This window comes from Aquihabitans sp. McL0605 (assembly GCF_049993875.1).
GTDB lineage: Bacteria > Actinomycetota > Acidimicrobiia > Acidimicrobiales > Iamiaceae > Aquihabitans.
This window is the reverse complement of sequence record NZ_CP188252.1, coordinates 1-18,890: the sequence shown is the minus strand read 5'-3', so window position 1 is coordinate 18,890 and position 18,890 is coordinate 1. Positions and strand designations below refer to the sequence as shown.

Annotated in this window: 10 protein-coding genes and 3 rRNA genes; 4 read left to right on the top strand and 9 right to left on the bottom strand. The window is 67.2% G+C overall.

Features of this window, described 5'->3' with window-relative positions; genetic code table 11:
• Positions 1-2: 2 nt before the first annotated feature.
• Positions 3-1,025, bottom strand: coding sequence for a 2-oxoacid:ferredoxin oxidoreductase subunit beta (locus tag ACPPVX_RS00065; RefSeq protein WP_426572829.1), 1,023 nt, complete (start codon positions 1,023-1,025; stop codon positions 3-5).
• Entirely contained in the window at positions 1,022-2,896 is a 1,875-nt protein-coding gene (locus ACPPVX_RS00060) for a 2-oxoacid:acceptor oxidoreductase subunit alpha (RefSeq protein ID WP_426572828.1), read from the bottom strand. Before ACPPVX_RS00060 ends, ACPPVX_RS00065 begins: the two co-directional genes overlap by 4 nt.
• Before the next feature lie 139 nt (positions 2,897-3,035).
• On the opposite strand from ACPPVX_RS00060, the gene ACPPVX_RS00055 reads away from it, so the two are divergent.
• From ACPPVX_RS00055 to ACPPVX_RS00045, 3 genes are read left to right on the top strand one after another with little or no spacing between them, the layout of a single operon-like run.
• Positions 3,036-3,581: a PadR family transcriptional regulator gene (locus ACPPVX_RS00055; protein ID WP_426572827.1), complete on the top strand. Its 546-nt coding sequence runs from the start codon at positions 3,036-3,038 to the stop codon at positions 3,579-3,581.
• Positions 3,578-4,342: an ABC transporter ATP-binding protein gene (locus tag ACPPVX_RS00050; RefSeq protein WP_426572826.1), complete on the top strand. Its 765-nt coding sequence runs from the start codon at positions 3,578-3,580 to the stop codon at positions 4,340-4,342. The genes ACPPVX_RS00055 and ACPPVX_RS00050 overlap by 4 nt, the downstream gene beginning before the upstream one ends.
• Positions 4,339-7,080: an FtsX-like permease family protein gene (locus ACPPVX_RS00045; protein ID WP_426572825.1), complete on the top strand. Its 2,742-nt coding sequence runs from the start codon at positions 4,339-4,341 to the stop codon at positions 7,078-7,080. Before ACPPVX_RS00050 ends, ACPPVX_RS00045 begins: the two co-directional genes overlap by 4 nt.
• A gap of 80 nt (positions 7,081-7,160) precedes the next feature.
• Here the strand turns inward: ACPPVX_RS00045 and ACPPVX_RS00040 are convergent, their stop codons facing one another.
• From ACPPVX_RS00040 to ACPPVX_RS00030, 3 genes are all read right to left on the bottom strand, one after another.
• Positions 7,161-8,048, bottom strand: coding sequence for a fructose bisphosphate aldolase (locus tag ACPPVX_RS00040; protein WP_426572824.1), 888 nt, complete (start codon positions 8,046-8,048; stop codon positions 7,161-7,163).
• Between the two features lie 129 nt (positions 8,049-8,177).
• Positions 8,178-8,525 (bottom strand): single-stranded DNA-binding protein, encoded by a 348-nt coding sequence (locus tag ACPPVX_RS00035; RefSeq protein ID WP_426572823.1) that lies wholly within the window; start codon positions 8,523-8,525, stop codon positions 8,178-8,180.
• Between the two features lie 136 nt (positions 8,526-8,661).
• Positions 8,662-9,792, bottom strand: coding sequence for a tetratricopeptide repeat protein (locus tag ACPPVX_RS00030; protein ID WP_426572822.1), 1,131 nt, complete (start codon positions 9,790-9,792; stop codon positions 8,662-8,664).
• Positions 9,793-9,882: 90 nt separating this feature from the next.
• Here ACPPVX_RS00030 and ACPPVX_RS00025 point away from each other — a divergent pair, with 90 nt between their 5' ends.
• Positions 9,883-11,529 (top strand): MFS transporter, encoded by a 1,647-nt coding sequence (locus ACPPVX_RS00025; protein ID WP_426572821.1) that lies wholly within the window; start codon positions 9,883-9,885, stop codon positions 11,527-11,529.
• Between the two features lie 545 nt (positions 11,530-12,074).
• Here ACPPVX_RS00025 and rrf read toward each other — a convergent pair.
• From rrf to tyrS, 4 genes are all read right to left on the bottom strand, one after another.
• Positions 12,075-12,191, bottom strand: a 5S ribosomal RNA gene (gene rrf / locus ACPPVX_RS00020).
• A gap of 77 nt (positions 12,192-12,268) precedes the next feature.
• A 23S ribosomal RNA gene (locus ACPPVX_RS00015) occupies positions 12,269-15,340 on the bottom strand.
• A 272-nt stretch (positions 15,341-15,612) separates the two neighbouring features.
• Positions 15,613-17,129 (bottom strand): 16S ribosomal RNA (locus ACPPVX_RS00010).
• The 16S, 23S and 5S rRNA genes sit together here, the layout of an rRNA operon.
• A gap of 465 nt (positions 17,130-17,594) precedes the next feature.
• Complete coding sequence (gene tyrS / locus ACPPVX_RS00005) at positions 17,595-18,890, bottom strand: tyrosine--tRNA ligase (protein WP_426572820.1); 1,296 nt, start codon at positions 18,888-18,890, stop codon at positions 17,595-17,597.

Here is an 18,890-nt window from a genome sequence, read left to right as displayed (position 1 = left end):
GGTCAGTCGACGTCCCACGTGGGCCGGCTGTGCAGGAGCGTCCGGAGGTCGCCGGTGCCGGAGCGATCGTGCGCCGCCGCCAGCTGCCGGTTGGTCTCGCTGCCGTAGTCGGGCCGGGAGACGGCGCGGAAGACGCCGACGGGCGTGGGCTCGTGGGGGCCGGCCGACAGCCGCGACAAGGTGAAGGCCAGGCCGGGCTCGGCGCGCGCCTCGTCGTGCACGAGGATGGCCTCCTCGCCCACGTCGGCCACCTGGACGATCTGGGCCCGGCCCTGGGCATCGATCGCCACTCCCTTCTCCTTCTCCGCGCCGAACCGCACCTGCTCGCCGTGGACGAGCGGGATCAGCATGTCGTCGCGGGCCGACTTGGCCGTGATCGTCTCGAACGCGCCGTTGTTGAAGACGTTGCAGTTCTGGAAGATCTCGACGAAGGCCGCACCGCGGTGCTCGCGGGCCCGCCGGAACATCTCCTGCATGTGCCTCCGGTCGAGGTCGTGCGTCCGGGCCACGAAGCTCGCCTCGGCGCCGAGTGCGACGCTGATCGGGTTGAACGGCTGGTCGAGGGAGCCGAACGGCGTCGACTTGGTGACCTTGCCGACCTCGCTGGTCGGTGAGTACTGGCCCTTGGTCAGCCCGTAGATCTGGTTGTTGAACATCAAGATCGTGAGGTTGACGTTGCGGCGCAGGGCGTGGATGAGGTGGTTGCCGCCGATCGACAGCATGTCGCCGTCGCCGCCCACCACCCAGACGTCGAGATCGTCGCGGGCCATGGCCAGGCCGGTGGCGATGGCGGGCGCCCGCCCGTGGATCGAGTGCATCCCGTAGGTGTTCATGTAGTACGGGAACCGGGCTGCACAGCCGATGCCGGAGATGAAGACGGTGTTCTCCGGCTTCCCGCCCAGCTCGGGCATGAGCATCTGGACGGCCTTGAGGATGGAGTAGTCGCCGCAGCCAGGGCACCAGCGGACCTCCTGGTCGCTGGACCAGTCCTTCGCCGTGGTCTCGTGCTCGATGAGGTCGGTCACTGGTCCATCTCCTTGAGGAAGGCCGCCTCGAGCTCGCCGGCGGTGAACGGGACGCCACGGATCTTCGTGACCGATCGGGCGTCGACCAGGTACTCCGCCCGCAAGAGGCGGGACAGCTGGCCGAGGTTGAGCTCCGGCACCACCACGCGCGGGTACCGCCGGAGGATCTCGCCGAGGTTGGCCGGGAACGGGTTGAGGTGGACGAGGTGGGTGTGGGCCACCCTCCTCCCCCGGTTGCGGCACCGGTTCACGGCCCCGTCGATGGCCCCCCAGGTGGATCCCCACCCGATGACGAGCAGCTCGGCGTCGTCGACGTCGCCGAACACCTCGAGCGGCGGGATGTCGTGGGCGATGCCCGCCACCTTCTCGGCCCGCACGTGGACCATGTGCTCGTGGTTGGCGGGGTCGTAGGAGATGTTGCCGGTGCCGTCCTCCTTCTCGATCCCGCCGATGCGGTGCTCGAGCCCGGGCGTGCCCGGGATGGCCCACGGCCGGGCCAGCGTGAGCGGGTCTCGCAGGTACGGCCAGAACTCCGCTCCGCCCTCGGAGTTGGTGTGGTTGTGCTCGCTGGCGAACTCGACCGAGATGTCGGGCAGGTCGTCGACATCGGGCAGCCGCCACGGCTCGGAGCCGTTGGCGAGGTAGCCGTCGGAGAGCAGCAGGACCGGGGTGCGGTACTTGAGGGCGATGCGGGCCGCCTCGATGGCCGCGTCGAAGCACTGCGACGGGCTGTAGGAGGCCACGATGGGGATGGGCGACTCGCCGTGGCGGCCGTACATCGCTTGGAGCAGGTCGGCCTGCTCGGTCTTGGTGGGCAGGCCGGTGGAGGGACCGCCCCGCTGGATGTCGACGATGATCAGCGGGAGCTCGAGGCTCACGGCCAAGCCCATGGTCTCGGACTTGAGCGCGATGCCCGGGCCGCTCGTGGTGGTGATGGCGAGGTGGCCGCCGAACGCGGCACCCAGCGCGGCACCGATGCCGGCGATCTCGTCTTCGGCCTGCAGGGTGCGGATGCCGAAGTTCTTGTGCTTCGACAGCTCGTGGAGGATGTCGGAGGCCGGCGTGATCGGGTACCCGCCCAGGAACACGGGCAGCCCCGAGAGCTGGCCGGCCGCCACCAGGCCCCAGGCCAGCGCGGTGTTGCCGGTGATGTTGGTGTAGGTGCCGGGCAGGTGGTCGGCGGGCCGGACGGCGTAGTGGTGCTCGAAGAGCTCCGCCGTCTCGCCGAACGCGTGGCCGGTGGTGAACGCCACCCGGTTGGCTGCCGCCACCTGGGGCGACTTGGCGAACTTCTCGTCGATCCACAGGAGCGTCGGCTCGGACGGCCGGGTGTACATCCAGCTGATGAGGCCGAGCGCGAAGAAGTTCTTGGAGCGCTCGGCGTCGCGGGGCTTCACCCCGAGGGGGGCGACCGCGTCCTTCGTGAGCGTGGTCATCGGCACCTCGTAGACCGTGAACCGGTCGAGGGTGCCATCGGTGAGCGGATCGGACCGGTAGCCGGCCTTGGTGAGGTTGCGCTCCTCGAAGGCGTCGGTGTTGACGATCACCGTCCCGCCGTCGACCAGGTGGTGCAGCTCCGATCGCAGCGCCGCCGGGTTCATGGCGACCAGGATGTTGGGCGCATCGCCGGGGGTGGTGATGTCGTGGTCGGAGATGTGGACCTGGAACGCCGACACGCCCGCGAGGGTTCCAGCGGGCGCCCGGATCTCGGCCGGGAACTCGGGAAGCGTCGACAGATCGTTCCCGAACACCGCGCTCGCCGCTGTGAAGCGGTCGCCGGTGAGCTGCATGCCGTCGCCGCTGTCCCCAGCGAAGCGGATGATGACCTGGTCGATCTCGACCGGATCTGCTGACTGTGCAAGGTCGGCCACACTGCCTCCTCGATCGTTTCCCCTGATTCGGGGAATCCCCTTCCCCGATGGGCAGGGTAGCGACCCGCTACCCATCGCGGTGGGGACCTCACGCATTCATCCTTGACCGATGCATCCCGAGTATGCATACTGCGTACCCATGAGCGTGCGGATGGGGCTCCTGGCGTTGCTCTCCGAGCAGCCGAGCCACGGCTACCAGTTGAAGGCCGCCTTCGAGGCGCGCACCGGCGGGGTGTGGTCGCTCAACGTGGGCCAGGTGTACACCACGCTCGATCGCCTCCGGGCCGACGGGCTCGTCGAGCCGCTCGAGGTCGAGACCGCCGCGGGAGACGGCCGCGACCGCCGCCCGTGGCGCATCACGGGCGACGGGAAGGAGGCGCTCGAGGCCTGGTTCGAGGAGCCCTCGGTCGACGAGGTCCCGCCGCGCGACGAGTTCCTCGTGAAGGTGCTCCTGGCGTTCGGCGGGTCGAAGGCCGAGGCCCTCGCCATCATCGACCGCCAGCGCACCGAGCTCTACCGCCTGCTCCACGGAGCCCGCCGCGCGCCCGCCATCAGCGGCACCGGCCCCGCCGCCGACCTGGCCGCCGTGCTCATGGCCGAAGCCGTGACCAGCCGTCGTGAAGCCGATCTCCGCTGGCTCGACGCCTGCGAAGCCCACCTCCTCGCAACTCCCGGATCGAGATGAACAACGTGACCGACCCCGTGCTCCAGCTCCACGGTGCCACCAAGACCTACCGCCACGGCACCGTCGACGTGGCGGCGCTCCGCGGCGTCGACCTCGAGGTCCTTGCCGGATCGCTGACCGCGATCATGGGTCCGAGCGGGTCGGGCAAGTCGACGCTCCTGCACCTCGCGGCCGGGATGGTGCCCGCCATCACGGGCACGGTGCGCGTGGCGGGGATCGACCTGGCCGGCCGCTCCCCCGCCCAGCTCGCCGCCCTCCGCCGCCACACCGTGGGGGTGGTGTTCCAGCAGTACAACCTGATCCCGTCGCTCACGGCGCTCGAGAACGTGACGCTGCCCCTCGAGCTCGATGGCGGCGCGCTGCGGGCCGTGCGCGAGTCGGCACGGACCGCGCTCGAACGGGTGGGGGTCGACGAGCCCTACGACCGCTACCCCGACGATCTGTCGGGCGGCCAGCAGCAACGGGTGGCCATCGCCCGCGCGGTGGCCGTGCCCCGCAAGGTGATCCTGGCCGACGAGCCCACCGGCGCCCTCGACACCCTGACCGGCGATCGGATCCTCGAACTGTTCCGCCAGCTGGCTGACGACGGCGCCGCGGTCCTGATCGTCACCCACGAGCCCCGGGTGGCCAGCTTCGCCGACCGGGTGGTGACCATCCGCGACGGCAAGCGCGTGGCCGACACCCTGACCCCTGTCGATCGGGACCTGTCGTACCTCGCCACCCGGCGACCCGCACCCGTCGACGTGGAGACCACCGCGTGACCACCTCGTCGCGCGGCAGGGTCAGCGTGGCCGCCCGGCTGGCGCGCCGTGAGGTCCGCCGGCACCCGTGGCGGCACCTGCTGGTCGCCCTGCTGATCCTGGTTCCCGTGCTGGCCGCCCTCACCTGCTTCTCCGGCATCGTGACCTGGCAGGACGCCATGCACCGCCAGGACAGCTTCACCGATCCTCCCGCAGGGGCGTTCACGTTCCCGGCCGAAGACGGGCCCCGGGCCCAGACCGCAGACGGGTCGGCGGCCTCGCTTCGCCACCTCGGGCTGCCGGCGGACACCCGGGTGGAAACGGCGTGGAACGGCGTCGACTGGTTCATCACCGACCACCAGCGCGCCGACCGGAAGGGACCCCAGCTCGCAGGGGCCCAGATGATCGAGGCGACGGCGGGGAGCGCCAGCGCCGACCGCGTCGTGGTCACGAAGGGCCGCCTGCCCCTCACCAAGGACGAGATCCTCCTCACCGAGCCCGTCGCCGACGCCGGCGGGTGGTCGGTGGGCGACACGGTGGAGGCGGCGCGCGGCGGCCAGTCCTTCGACGTCGTCGGGATCGGCGTGCTCGGCGACGAGACCAACCGTCCGGCGGCTGCGGTCACCCACCAGCCCCTGTCGTACTGGCAGCAACCGATCGTGGGCTTCGACAACGTGTACCTCGGCGACGAGTGGGTGAACGGCCGCTCGCACCAGCAGGTGACCGCGTGGCCTCCGGCCAGCGAGGTGCGAGCGGGCTTCCAGCACGACGGCTCGTACACCGCGAGCTCGTCGGCCGATCTCGACGACCGGGTGCGGCCCGGGCTGCTGATGGCCTCGGTGGCGGTCTGCGCGGTGGTCGCCGTGGTGGCATCGGCCGCCTTCGCCATCTCGTCGCGCCGCCAGCTGCGCAGCGTGGGTCTGCTCGCCACCGTGGGGGCCGATCCGGCCACCATCAGGTGGGCGATGGTGCTCCAGGGTGCGATCCCCGGCTTGGTCGCCGGGGTGGCGGCGGTGGCCATCGGCGTGGTGGTGGTGGCGGTGGGCAACGCCAACGACGTCTTGGAGCGGCTGGGCCACATCTCTGGCTCGCACCTCATCTTGTCGGTCAGCGGTGCGGCGATCGCCGTGGGCCTGGGCCTGGCCTCGGGCATCGCGGCGGCGTGGCAGCCGGCGCGGACCGTGAGCCGCATCCCCGTCTTGTCGGCGCTGGCGGGCCGTCGCCCGCTGGGCCCGATCCGGGCCCAGGTCCCGGTGATCGGCGCTGTGCTGTGGGGGGTTGGCGCGGTGATGCTGGCCATCGCCTTCGGCGGCCGAGCCGGCTTGGTGGAACAGCTCCAGCCGTTCCTGGTCATCGGTGGCATCGCCGCCCTGGCCCTGGGCGGGGTGGGCCTCGCGCCCGTCCTGGTCGCCCTGCTGGACCCGCTGGCGCGCCGGGTGCGGGGCCCGTCCCGCATGGGCCTGCGCGGCCTGGTGCGCCACCGGACCCAGAGCGCGGCCACCGTGGCCGCGGTGGCCGTGGCCCTGGCCCTGCCCGTCGGCCTCCTCACCGCCCGCAACGCGGCGGCGCCGACGCCGATGGCATCGAGCTCGTACACCTACGGTCCCGGTGGCGAGGTGCAACCGGAGGACCAGCCGCCATCGGTCTTCCGCTCCGATCCCGACGTGGCGCACGTGGAGATCGAGGGGGCGATGGACTCGAAGGCGGCTGCCGACGCCACGGAGGCGGTCGCCCACGTCATGGGTCCTTCGGCATCGATCCTGCACTCCATCTCGATGGCCGACGAGGCAGGAAGGTGGCGCAACATCGCCACCATCGACGAGCGCGTGGCCGACTCGATCCTGGTGCCGTGGGCGGCGACCGCCATCGCCCAGGGCAAGGCCATCTCGCTCGAGGACGCACCAGGCCCTGTCACCCTCCGCGCCGATGGCGACGAGGCCACGTTCGACACGGTGCTCGCCCCCGGTGGTGCCGGCACCTGGTTGCCCGCCGCCTCGGCGGCCTACCTGGTGGGCCGCGGCGCCCTGGGCGACGTGGGCTCGCGGCGGGCCGACCAGTCCCGATCGGTGGTGCGGGAGCAGCCGCTGACGACGAGGGAGCACGATGCCATCGCCGTGCTGCAGGGAGAGCGGTCGCGGCCGCTCACCACCGACCCGACCCTGGAGGCCGTCCGAGCTGCGGTCTCGCCCGACGCTCCCACTCCGGCCGGTTCGTTCTACGAGTCCGGTGTGGACATCGTCGACACCGCGAGGCACGTCGATTCGAGCAGCCTCGAGGCCGTCGACGCTTCGAACGGCACGGAGAAGGCGCTCGACGCCGTCTTGGTGGCGGCCATCGTGGTCGCCCTCGCCCTGGCCCTGCTGGTGCTCACCATCACCTTGTCGCTGCGCTCGGTGGACGGCGAGGCCGAGCAGCGTGCTGCGTTCGCCGCCGGGGTCTCCCCGGCCCGCCTGCGCCGGCAGCGGGCGTTCGAGGGCGTGGCCCTGGCCTTGCTGGGCGCGGTGCTGGCTCTGCCCCTGGGCTGGATCCCGGTGGCCGCAGCCCAGTGGGGCGCGGCCGACTCGAGCGTGTTGTCCGATGGCGCCACCACCCAGATCGCGCGCGGGTTCTCGTCGCCCGGGTGGATGGTGGTCCCGATCCTGCTGGCTCCGGCTCTGCTGGCCGGCGCCTTGTGGACGGTGGTCCCGTGGCTGACGGCGACGGTGCGGGCCGCGCGCCATCGCGGCCCGAGGGACGTGCTCCTCGCCCCCGGCGCGTAGGCGGATCCCCGACGCGATGGTGCCCGGCCCTCGGGGCCGGGCACCATCGTCGTTCGCGAGGGGGCCCGGAGGCCGGGCGATCAGGTGATCGAGGCCTCGTAGATGCTCTTGATGGTCTCGGCCAGGGTGGCGTCGAACTCGGCATCGGTCTGCTGGGCCGACAGGCCCTGGGTGAGGGCCCGCGAGAAGCTGGCGATGACGCCGTGGTTGCGGGCGAGGCGGGCGTTCGCCTCGTCGCGGGAGTAGCCACCGGACAGGGCGACGACCCGCAGCACGCTCGGGTGATCGACGAGGTCCTGGTAGAAGCCGTCGGTCTCGGGCAGCGTGAGCTTCAGCATCACCGGCTGGTCGGCCGGCTGGGCTTCGAGCTGGCCCAGGATCGCGGCCTTGAGGAGCGACTCGGCCTCGGCCTTCTGCGGGCTGTGGATGTCGACCTCGGGCTCGATGATCGGCACGAGTCCCGCGGCCAGGATCTGACGGCCGACCTCGAACTGCTGGTCGACGACCGCACCGACGCCGGCGCTGTCGGCCAGCTTGATGACCGAGCGCATCTTGGTGCCGAACATGCCCTTGGCCACGCCGCGCGCCAGCAGCTCGTCGAGCTCGGGCATCGGCTTCATCACCTGCGCACCGTTGGCCTCGTCGGCCAGGCCCTTGTCGACCTTCAGGAACGGGACCACCCGCTTCTGCTGCCAGAGGTAGTCGCCCGTGTCGATGCCCTCGACCTGGCGGTCCATGGTCATCTCGAACAGGATCGCACCCACGACACCGTCGCCCGAGAAGGCCGGGCTCACGATGATGCGGCTGCGCATCTCGTGGATCCGGTCGTACATCTCGGCTTCGTTGGCGTACTGGTCCTCGTCGACGCCGTAGAGCAGCAGGGCCTTGGGGGTGCTGCCACCGCTCTGGTCGAGCGCGGCGATGAACCCCTTCCCGCTGCGGACCTGCTCGAGCTGCTCCTGGTTCATTGCTGCGATGTCCCCATCCTGGTTCAGACGATGTCCGGTCCATCTTGGCCGACGCTCCGACAGCTCGCCCAACCCAGGTCACCCCGGCGGACCACCGCAGCCTGAGGCGGCGCAGGGCGTCACGGCCGTTCATGCGATCGCGCCGGCCAGCACATCGAGCTCGGCGCCGACCGCCGCCTGGACCCGCTTGCGCTGGGTGGCCGGGAGCACCTGCGATGCCACCACCTCGGTGCGGCTGCCGGTGCCGGCAGGGGTGCGGAAGAACCGGCGGCGCACCTTGCCGGTGACCACGACCTCCGCCCCCGCGGCCAGGCGCAGCGCTCGGTCGGGCGGGTCGAACCAGACCACCGGCACCGACTCGGTGGGTTGGTCCGGGGTGCGCACGGTGACCTCGAAGCTGGCGAGCCGATCACCCGACGGCAGCTCCCGGACCTCCGGAGCGCGCGACAGCGCTCCGAACACGACGACGACGTTCATGGCATCACTCCAAGGGACACGCCGGCAGCGCCGGCGAGGGCAGGGAGGACGACTCCGCGTCGTCGAGCAGCGAAGGATCGAGCCGGACCCGATCGAGTGGCCAGACCCTACGGAGGGGGTCTGACAGCGAAGGGCGTCAGCCGATGGTGCTGGCGCGCTCGGCGGCGTCGGCGAACTCGGGCTCTCGCTCGGCCACCCACCGGAACAGCTCCCGGGCCCGGGCGACGTCGCCCGCCCGCTCGTAGAGGTCGGCCAGGGCATAGGCCTGGCGGAGGTGGTGGATCTGCGGGTTCTTGGTGGACCGGTGGCTCTTCTCGAGCAGGGCGACGGCCTTGTCGAGCTGCTTGCGGTCAGCCAGCGACCCGGCCATCACGATCCGGCCCTCGGTGACCAGATCGGCCGACGGCGACGCCTCGCGCAGCTCGTCCCACAGCTCCTCGACCTGAGCGTGGCGCCTGAGGCCGCGGTAGGCATCGGCCAGCACCGGGTTCTGCTCACTCGATCCCGTGAGCTCCCGGAACGCCTCGAGCTCGCGCACGGCGTCCTTCCACCGGCCCAGCCGGTAGTAGGTCAGGCCGAGCAGCTCGCGGACCATGGCGGCCTGAGGCGCCTGCTCGGCCAGGGGCTTGAGCAGGGTGCGGGCCTCCTGGTAGCGCTCGCGCTCGAAGGCGTGCGCGGCATCGCGCAGGCGCTCGTTGGCCCGGGTGCCCCGCGTCGTGCCGAGCGCCTTGACCAGCTCGGCCTTGGCGTCGGCGCCCCCCGTGCCCGCACCGGCCTTGCGGAACTCTCGACCGCGCCGTTCCTTCGGCTTCGCGGAGCTGGCCGGGCGCGGCTTCTGCCCTCGCCGGACCGCGCCGGCAGCCTCGGAGCGGACATCGTCGTCGACGCGGACCCACTCGTCGGACCGCCTCGACGCCGGCGCCGGCCGGGTGTCGCGCCCCTGCGCGCCGACGCTGTCGCGGGCATCGAAGTCGGGCGAGGTCAGCCGACCGGCACCCTTGCGACCGAGGCTCCCCCAGTTCTTGGGACCGGCGGTGCGGGGCTCTTCGCGCTCGGGCGGACGGGACCCGCCGGGGCGACCGCCACCGCTGCTGCTCCCCCGCGACGAGCCGCTCTTCGCGCCGCTCGGCGGACGACCGCTGCCGGATTTGCCGGAGGGGGGCCGACCAGAACCCGACGAGCCGCCGGAAGGGCGGCCCCGACCGCTGCTCGCAGGCTTCTGACCACCCGCGCCTCGAGGAGACGAAGGACGATCGTTCTGAGCCACTGAGCCACACTAACCGGGCAGGTGGGTGGATTAGGTTGTCGAGCCAAGCAGGCGTCGGTCACACGCTCGCTCGATGTGGGAGATGACGGGATGGGCGACGGTCCGGGCGAAGCCGCAGGCACGGCGGGAGCACAGGCCCAGGGCCGGTCACCGGCCCAGGCGGGCATGGTCCTGGTCTCGCTCATCTTGGTGGCGGCGGTCGCCAACCTGAACCTGGCCGTGGCCAACGTGGCCCTGCCCGACATCGGCGATGCGTTCGACGCCTCGCAATCGGCGCTCAACCTGGTGGCCGTCGGCTACTCCCTGGGCCTGGCCGCCTCGGTGCTGTGGCTGGGCGCCCTCGGCGACCGCTTCGGCCGCAAGCTCATGCTGATCCTGGGCGTGTCGCTGTCGGTGCCCGCCTGCATCCTGGCCGCCATGGCGCCCAGCATCGGGGTCCTGGTGGTGGCCCGCATCGTGGGCGGGCTCTCCGCCGGCATGGCCTACCCCACCACCCTGGCGCTGATCACGGCCCTCTGGTCGGGACCGGGCCGCACCAAGTCGATCGCGCTCTGGTCGGCCCTCGGCGGGGCCATCTCCTCGTTGGGCCCGCTGGTGTCGGGCGCACTGCTCGAGCACTTCTACTGGGGCTCGGTCTTCCTGGTCACCCTCCCCCTCGCCGTGGTGGCGCTCGTGCTGGCGATCCGGTTCGTCCCGGCCCACGTCAACGAGGGCACCGAGCCGGTCGACAACCTCGGCGGCGTGCTGTCGGTGCTGCTCATCGGCGGCCTCGTCCTGGCCATCAACTTCGCCCCGCTGCCGAGCAAGCACGCCCTGACGTTGGGCCTGGCCGCCGTGGCGCTCGCCTCGGGGGTCGCCTTCATCTTGCGCCAGCGGCGGGCCGCGAACCCCCTCTACGACCTGCACGTGGCGGCGCGACGCATCTTCTGGGTGGCCGCCTGCGCCGGGATCATCGTGTTCGGCTCGCTGATGGCCGCCATGTTCATCGGTCAGCAGTTCCTGCAGAACGTCCTGGGCTACGACACGCTCGAGGCGGGTGCCGCCATCTTGCCGGCCGCGATCATGATGGTGATCTTCGCTCCGCGCAGCGCCAAGCTCGTCGAGACGAAGGGGGCGCGGTTCACCCTGCTGTTCGGCTACGCGTTCTGTCTGCTCGGGTTCTTGACCATGTACGTGTTCTGGAACGAAGGCACCTCGTACGCATGGGTGGCGCTGGCCTACGCCTTCATGGGGGCCGGTGTCGGGCTCGCCGGCACACCGGCGTCCCACTCCCTCACCGGCTCGGTGCCGGTGAGCAAGGCGGGGATGGCATCGGGCACCGCAGATCTCCAGCGAGACCTGGGCGGCGCCATCATGCAGTCGATCCTCGGTGCCGTGCTCACGGCCGGCTACGCCGCCGCCGTCAGCGCCGAGATCACGAGCTCTCCCAACAGCGACAAGGTCACCAGCTCGGTCCAGGCCGAGCTCACCAAGTCGTTCTCGAGCGCCGCCACCACAGCCAAGCAGTACCCGCAGTACGCCGACCAGATCATCCAGGGCGCCAAGCAGGCGTTCCTCGACGGCCAGGACAAGGCCTACCTCGCCGGCATCGCGGCGGTCCTGCTGGGCGGCGTGCTGATCTGGTTCCTCTTCCCCAAGCGCGAGGAGGAGCTGGCCCTGCTCCAGGCCTACCTCGACGAGGACGAGGCCGACGCCGGCCCCGCCGAACCGGCAGCACCGGCACCCGCTCCCGCCTGAACGCCCTGGAGCAGCTCCCTCCGTCGATCCGCCATCGCTCTGCCGAGCAGCTGATCAGACCCGCCGCCGGCTCCGAAACGAGCTCAGGCCCGCAGGCCGAGCAGGCGCACCGCCTCGGCGCCCACGTCACTCCGATCCACTCCGACGTCGATCGGCGGCCCTCACGATCACCGCGTCCAGCCTGTCGATCAATCGCACCCGCAGCACCGGCCCGTCGGGCATCGGGTCCACGGGTCGTCGGGTCCCCCACCCCCTGATCTGCGGCTGCCGCCATCGGCGGTCAGCCGAAGGCTCGAGCCGGGGAGACCGGCCAGCGCCTCCGGCTGGACCGCACCGGATGCCCGCACGCACCCGACAGCTGCCCGGATGCGCTCCACTTCCAACACGTGGACGGACGCCTGGACGGACCCCGTCGACGCCGGACCGCCACCGGGCGCCGGTGACACCGGCATCGACGTGGCGGCCCGCCGTGCCGGCGAGCACGAGCGACCCGGGCCCAAAACGAGAAGAGGGCCCCCGCATAAGCAGGGGCCCTCTCCAGAGAAATCCGGCGACGACCTACTCTCCCAGGGCGAATCCACCCAAGTACCATCGGCGCAGTCTGGCTTAACTTCCGTGTTCGGGATGGGAACGGGTGTGACCCAGACGCGATAGTCACCGAAATCTGTTGTCAAAGGCGAGCGCCGACAAACGGCGCTCAAGCCCTCAAGGACTCCATAGCGAGCACGAACTTCATTGTAGATCCAAGCCCTCGGCCGATTAGTACCGGTCGGCTGAACGTGTTACCACGCTTACACCTCCGGCCTATCAACGTGTTGGTCTATCACGGGCCTTACCTGGTTAACCCAGTGGGAAACCTCATCTAGAAACAGGCTTCGCACTTAGATGCTTTCAGCGCTTATCCCTTCCGTAGGTCGCTAATCAGCAATGCCCTTGGCAGGACAACTGACACACGAGAGCTACGTCCATCCCGGTCCTCTCGTACTAGGGACAGGCTTTCTCAAGTTTCCTCCGGCTGCAGAGGATAGGGACCGAACTGTCTCACGACGTTCTAAACCCAGCTCGCGTACCGCTTTAATGGGCGAACAGCCCAACCCTTGGGACCTGCTTCAGCCCCAGGATGCGATGAGCCGACATCGAGGTGCCAAACCTTCCCGTCGATATGGACTCTTGGGGAAGATGAGCCTGTTATCCCCGGGGTACCTTTTATCCGTTGAGCGACGGCGCTTCCACACGCAACCGCCGGATCACTATGCCCTGCTTTCGCACCTGCTTGACTTGTAGGTCTCGCAGTCAAGCTCCCTTGTGCCATTGCACTCGACGACTGATTGCCAACCAGTCTGAGGGAACCTTTGGGCGCCTCCGTTACTCTTTAGGAGGCGACCGCCCCAGTCAAACTACCCACCTGACGCTGTTCCCCATCCCGATAAGGGACGTGGGTTAGAGCTCCGTCATGAGCAGGGTGGTATTTCAAGGTTGACTCCGCACTGGCTGGCGCCAATGTTTCCAAGTCTCCCACCTATCCTACACAACACATAACAAAACTCAACATCAAGCTATAGTAAAGGTCCACGGGGTCTTTCCGTCCTTCTGCAGCTAACGAGCATCTTTACTCGTACTTCAATTTCGCCGGGTCTATGGTTGAGACAGTAGGAAAGTCGTTACGCCATTCGTGCAGGTCGGAACTTACCCGACAAGGAATTTCGCTACCTTAGGACCGTTATAGTTACGGCCGCCATTCACCGGGGCTTCAGTTCAAAGCTTCGCCCTTGCGGACTAACCTTTCCCTTTAACCTTCCGGCATTGGGCAGGCGTCACAGCGTATACATCGTCTTGCGACTTCGCACGCTGCTGTGTTTTTAGTAAACAGTCGCTTTCCCCTGGTCTGTGCCACCCCTTCGAGCTCCGGACGCAAGGTCCTTCACCCTGATGGGGTCCTCCTTCTCCCGAAGTTACGGAGGCATTTTGCCGAGTTCCTTAACCATAGTTCTCCCGATCGCCTTGGTATTCTCTACCCGCCCACCTGTGTCGGTTTGGGGTACGGGCGACGTGTGAGCTCGCTAGAGGCTTTTCTTGGCAGCATGGAATTAGTGACTTCGCCTAAATCGGCTCGGCATTGCGTCTCAGGATTATGTGAGGGCCGGATTTACCTGGACCTCTCCCTACGCGCTTACCCCAGGACAACCATCGCCTGGGCTCACCTATCCTCCTGCGTCCCCTCATTGCTAACCGCCTTCCAGTGGGTCGGTTCGCTTCCCGAAGGAAGCAGCCCCTTAGCAACCGGAACTTGGTTCGGGCGCGCACACATCGGTACTGGAATATCAACCAGTTGTGCATCGACTACGCCTGTCGGCCTCGCCTTAGCTCCCGACTTACCCTGGGTGGATTAGCCTTCCCCAGGAACCCTTGGGCTTACGGCGGAGGGGTTTCTCACCCCTCTCTCGCTACTCATGCCAGCATTCTCACTTGTATGCGCTCCACGACTGGTTCACACCGCCGCTTCGCTGCACATACAACGCTCCCCTACCACTCACGCTAAAGCGTGAATTCGCGGCTTCGGCTCTGGACTTGAGCCCCGTTACATTATCCGCGCAAGACCACTCGACCAGTGAGCTGTTACGCACTCTTTCAAGGGTGGCTGCTTCTAAGCCAACCTCCTGGCTGTCTGGGCAATCTCACATCGTTTTCCACTTAGTCCAGAATTAGGGGCCTTAGCCGGCGATCTGGGCTGTTTCCCTCTCGACCGCGAAGCTCATCCCCCGCGGTCTCACTGCCGTGCTCTGGAGTCATGGTATTCGGAGTTTGATTGGGGTCGGTAAGCTTGTAGGCCCCCTAACCCATTCAGTGCTCTACCCCCATGACTGAACACACGACGCTGCACCTAAATGCATTTCGGGGAGAACCAGCTATCACCAAGTTTGATTGGCCTTTCACCCCTATCCACAGCTCATCCCCCCAGTTTTTAACCTAGGTGGGTTCGGTCCTCCACGAGGTCTTACCCCCGCTTCAACCTGGCCATGGATAGATCACTTGGCTTCGGGTCTACAGCACGCGACTAAATCGCCCTATTCAGACTCGCTTTCGCTCCGGCTCCCCATCACTGGTTAACCTTGCCACGTACCGTAACTCGCTGGCTCATTCTTCAAAAGGCACGCCATCGCGGCCATACCCGAAGGTATGACGACGCTTTGACTGATTGTAAACCAACGGTTTCAGGTACTATTTCACTCCCCTCCCGGGGTACTTTTCACCTTTCCCTCACGGTACTGGTGCACTATCGGTCGTCTACGTATACTTAGCCTTATGAGGTGGTCCTCACAGATTCACGCCAGTTTTCACGGTCCCGGCGTTACTTGGGATGATCGAGCAGAGGCTGAATACGTTTCGTGTACGGGGCTATTACCCACTGCGGCGCGCTTTTCCAAAACGCTTCCACTACGCATCAACTTGATAACTCTGTGACGGCTCTGGTGCTCCGTCTCTCGAGTCCCACAACCCCGAAGTGGCAACGCCACCAGGCTTTAACACCACTTCGGTTTGGGCTGATCCCGTTTCGCTCGCCGCTACTCAGGGAGTCACGTTTGTTTTCTTTTCCTCGGGGTACTGAGATGTTTCAATTCCCCCGGTTCCCTCTACCCGTGCTATGTGTTCACACGGGAGTACCACCCGCAAAGGTGGTGGGTTTCCCCATTCGGACATCCACGGTTCGTAACGCTTTCTAGGCAGCTGACCGTGGCTTTTCGCAGCCAGACACGTCCTTCATCGGTAGTAGACGCCAAGGCATCCACCGTTGGCTCTTTGTAGCTTGGAAGAACAAAGATGCTCGTGCTCGCTATGCAGTTCTCAAGGGGCTCAGCGGGACCAGGCGAACCCAGTCCGAAGGCGCACAGCAACGCCCTCGCCATGTCGGCGAGGGCGCAGATGGAGCACACCTTCAGAACGGAATAGAGGATGGAACGATACCGAGCCGGCCGAACATCGAGAGGAAACACCTACGACCGATGAGCGGGAAGCTCGGACCAAACTAGCAAATGCTTCAACTTGGGAATCCGTGAGTACATGTGACTCACGATGACTCCTTAGAAAGGAGGTGATCCAGCCGCACCTTCCGGTACGGCTACCTTGTTACGACTTCACCCTAATCGCTGATGCCACCTTCGACAGCTCCTTCCCTTGCGGGTTAGGCCACTGGCTTCGGGCGTTTCCAACTTTCATGGTGTGACGGGCGGTGTGTACAAGGCCCGGGAACGTATTCACCCCGGCGTTGCTGATCCGGGATTACTAGCAACTCCAGCTTCATGGAGTCGAGTTGCAGACTCCAATCCGAACTGAGACCGGCTTTATGGGATTCGCTCCACCTCGCGGTTTCGCAGCCCTTTGTACCGGCCATTGTAGCATGTTTGCAGCCCTGGACATAAGGGGCATGATGATTTGACGTCGTCCCCACCTTCCTCCGAGTTGACCCCGGCAGTCTCCTACGAGTCCCCACCATTACGTGCTGGCAACATAGGACAAGGGTTGCGCTCGTTGCGGGACTTAACCCAACATCTCACGACACGAGCTGACGACAACCATGCACCACCTGTGTAGAACCCCGAAGGACACCGTATCTCTACGGCTTTTCTCTACATGTCAAGCCCAGGTAAGGTTCTTCGCGTTGCCTCGAATTAAGCAACATGCTCCGCTGCTTGTGCGGGCCCCCGTCAATTCCTTTGAGTTTTAGCCTTGCGGCCGTACTCCCCAGGCGGGGCACTTAATGCGTTAGCTACGGCACGGAGTCCGTTGAATAGACCCCACACCTAGTGCCCAACGTTTACGGCGTGGACTACCAGGGTATCTAATCCTGTTTGCTACCCACGCTTTCGCTCCTCAGTGTCAGTACCGGCCCAGAGCGCCGCCTTCGCCGCTGGTGTTCCTCCTGATATCTGCGCATTTCACCGCTACACCAGGAATTCCACGCTCCCCTACCGGACTCTAGCCAGAGCAGTATCGGGTGGTGTCCCAGGTTGAGCCTGGGGATTTAACATCCGACTTACTCAGCCACCTACGAGCTCTTTACGCCCAATAAATCCGGACAACGCTTGCCCCCTACGTGTTACCGCGGCTGCTGGCACGTAGTTAGCCGGGGCTTCTTCTGCAGGTACCGTCTTGATTCGTCCCTGCTGAAAGGGGTTTACAACCCGAGAGCCTTCATCCCCCACGCGGCGTTGCTGCGTCAGGCTTTCGCCCATTGCGCAAGATTCCCCACTGCTGCCTCCCGTAGGAGTCTGGGCCGTGTCTCAGTCCCAGTGTGGCTGATCGTCCTCTCAGACCAGCTACCCGTCGATGCCTTGGTGGGCCGTTACCCCACCAACTAGCTGATAGGCCGCGAGGCCCTCCCGAAGCGGAATCCATTTCCTCACCAAACCATGCGGTTCGGTGGGGGTATCCGGTATTAGCACTCCTTTCGGAGAGTTATCCCGGTCTTCGGGGCAGGTTCCTCACGTGTTACTCACCCGTTCGCCACTAGGTCTTCTCCCGAAGGATGGACCTCGTTCGACTTGCATGTGTTAGGCACGCCGCCAGCGTTCGTCCTGAGCCAGGATCAAACTCTCCATCGAGATCATCAGAAGGCCCGCCAGCAAGCTGGTGGACCGTCTTCAAATCGGAGAGCCACCTCGAGGCCTGAACCTCTCGGTGACTGGCATCAGTCCAACCCACTAACGTGGTATTTGTTGTCCTTGATGCGTAATTACTTTGTATTTCAAACGCCGCTGCGTTGCTCGAAAGCAGCACAGCGGTCGCCCGCATTTGCTTTTTCGTCCTCTATTCCGTTCTCAAGGTGCGCTCACCCACCCGTAGGCAGGCCGCTCGGCAGTCAGCCTCTTGAGGCTGTTGCTGCCGGTGCTCCGCTGCGCTGCTTTCGCAGTCGCTGCGGGGCGGAGTGTCACCTTAGGACTTTCGCTCGGTGCTGTCAACCTTGCGGCTGAGCTGCTCCGGTGTGTCCTTGTGGCGACGAGAGAGAACTTACGCAGGTTGTGACCTGCGGTCCAAATCGGGACGGTGTGTCGTCGGTAACACGCCCGTCACACGCCGTTCGCGCCGGCGTCGATCAGCCCGTAGGCCTTCTTCCCCTTGCGGATGAGCACGTAGCGGCCGTGCAGGAGGTCGCCGTCGGTCAGGGCCTGGCCCTCCCCCACGCGTGCGCCGTTCAGGTAGACGCCGCCCTGGGCGATGGCCCGGCGGGCCTCCCCCTTGGACGCCACCAGGAACTCGTCTCGGGCGAGGACGTCGGCGAGGTCAAGCTCGCCGGCCAGCTCGCCGGCCCCCAGGGCCAGGCTGGGCACCTCTCGACCGACCGCCGCCAGCTGGGTGGCGGTGGCCTCGGTGGGGTCGGCACCGAACAGCAGGTCGGAGACCCGATCGGCCGTGACGGCCTCGTCGGGACCGTGCACCAGGGCGGTGACCTCGTGGGCGAGCCGGCGTTGGGCCGCCCGGCGTCCCGGCTCGGCCTCGTGGGCGGCCAGGAGCTCGTCGATCTCGGTCAACGGCAGCAGGGTGAACTGGCGCAGGAACTGGCCGATCTGCCGGTCGTCGGTGGCCATCCAGTGCTGGAACAGCTGGTAGGGGCTCGTGCGAGCAGGATCGAGCCAGATGCGGGCGCCCGTGGTCTTGCCGAGCTTGGTGCCGTCGGCTGCGGTGAGCAGGGGCCATGCCAGGGCCCACGCCGGCCGTTGGCGCACCCGGCGGATCAGGTCGATGCCGCCGAGCATGTTGCCCAGCTGGTCGGAGCCGCCCACCTGGAGCTGGCAGCCGTGGGCCTGCTCGAGCTGGAGGAAGTCGTTGGCCTGTATGAGCATGTAGGAGAACTCGGTGTAGGAGATGCCGTGCTCGGAGGCCATGCGGTTCTTGACCGACTCCCGGGCGAGCATGGTGCCCACGGTGACGTGCTTGCCCACCTCCCGGAGGAAGTCGAGGTAGCTGACCCCCTCGGTCCAGTCGCGGTTGTCGACCAGGGCGCCGCCCGTGGGGCCGCCCGACAGGTCGAGGATCCTGGAGATCTGGCCCTTGATGGCGGCCACGTTGGCAGCCAGGGTCTCCTCGTCGAGCAGGTTGCGCTCCTCGGAGCGGCCGCTCGGGTCGCCGATCATGCCGGTGGCGCCGCCGACCAGGGCGAGCGGGCGGTGGCCGGCCTCCTGGAACCGCCGGAGGACGAGCAGGCCGAGGAGGTTCCCCACGTGGAGGCTGTCCGCGGTGGGATCGCAGCCGTTGTAGACGGTGATCGGCCCCTCGGCCATCCGGGCCGCCAGGCCGGCCTGGTCGGTGCACTCCTGCACCAGGCCTCGGGCGACGAGGTCATCGAGGAGACGGGCGTCGGTCAT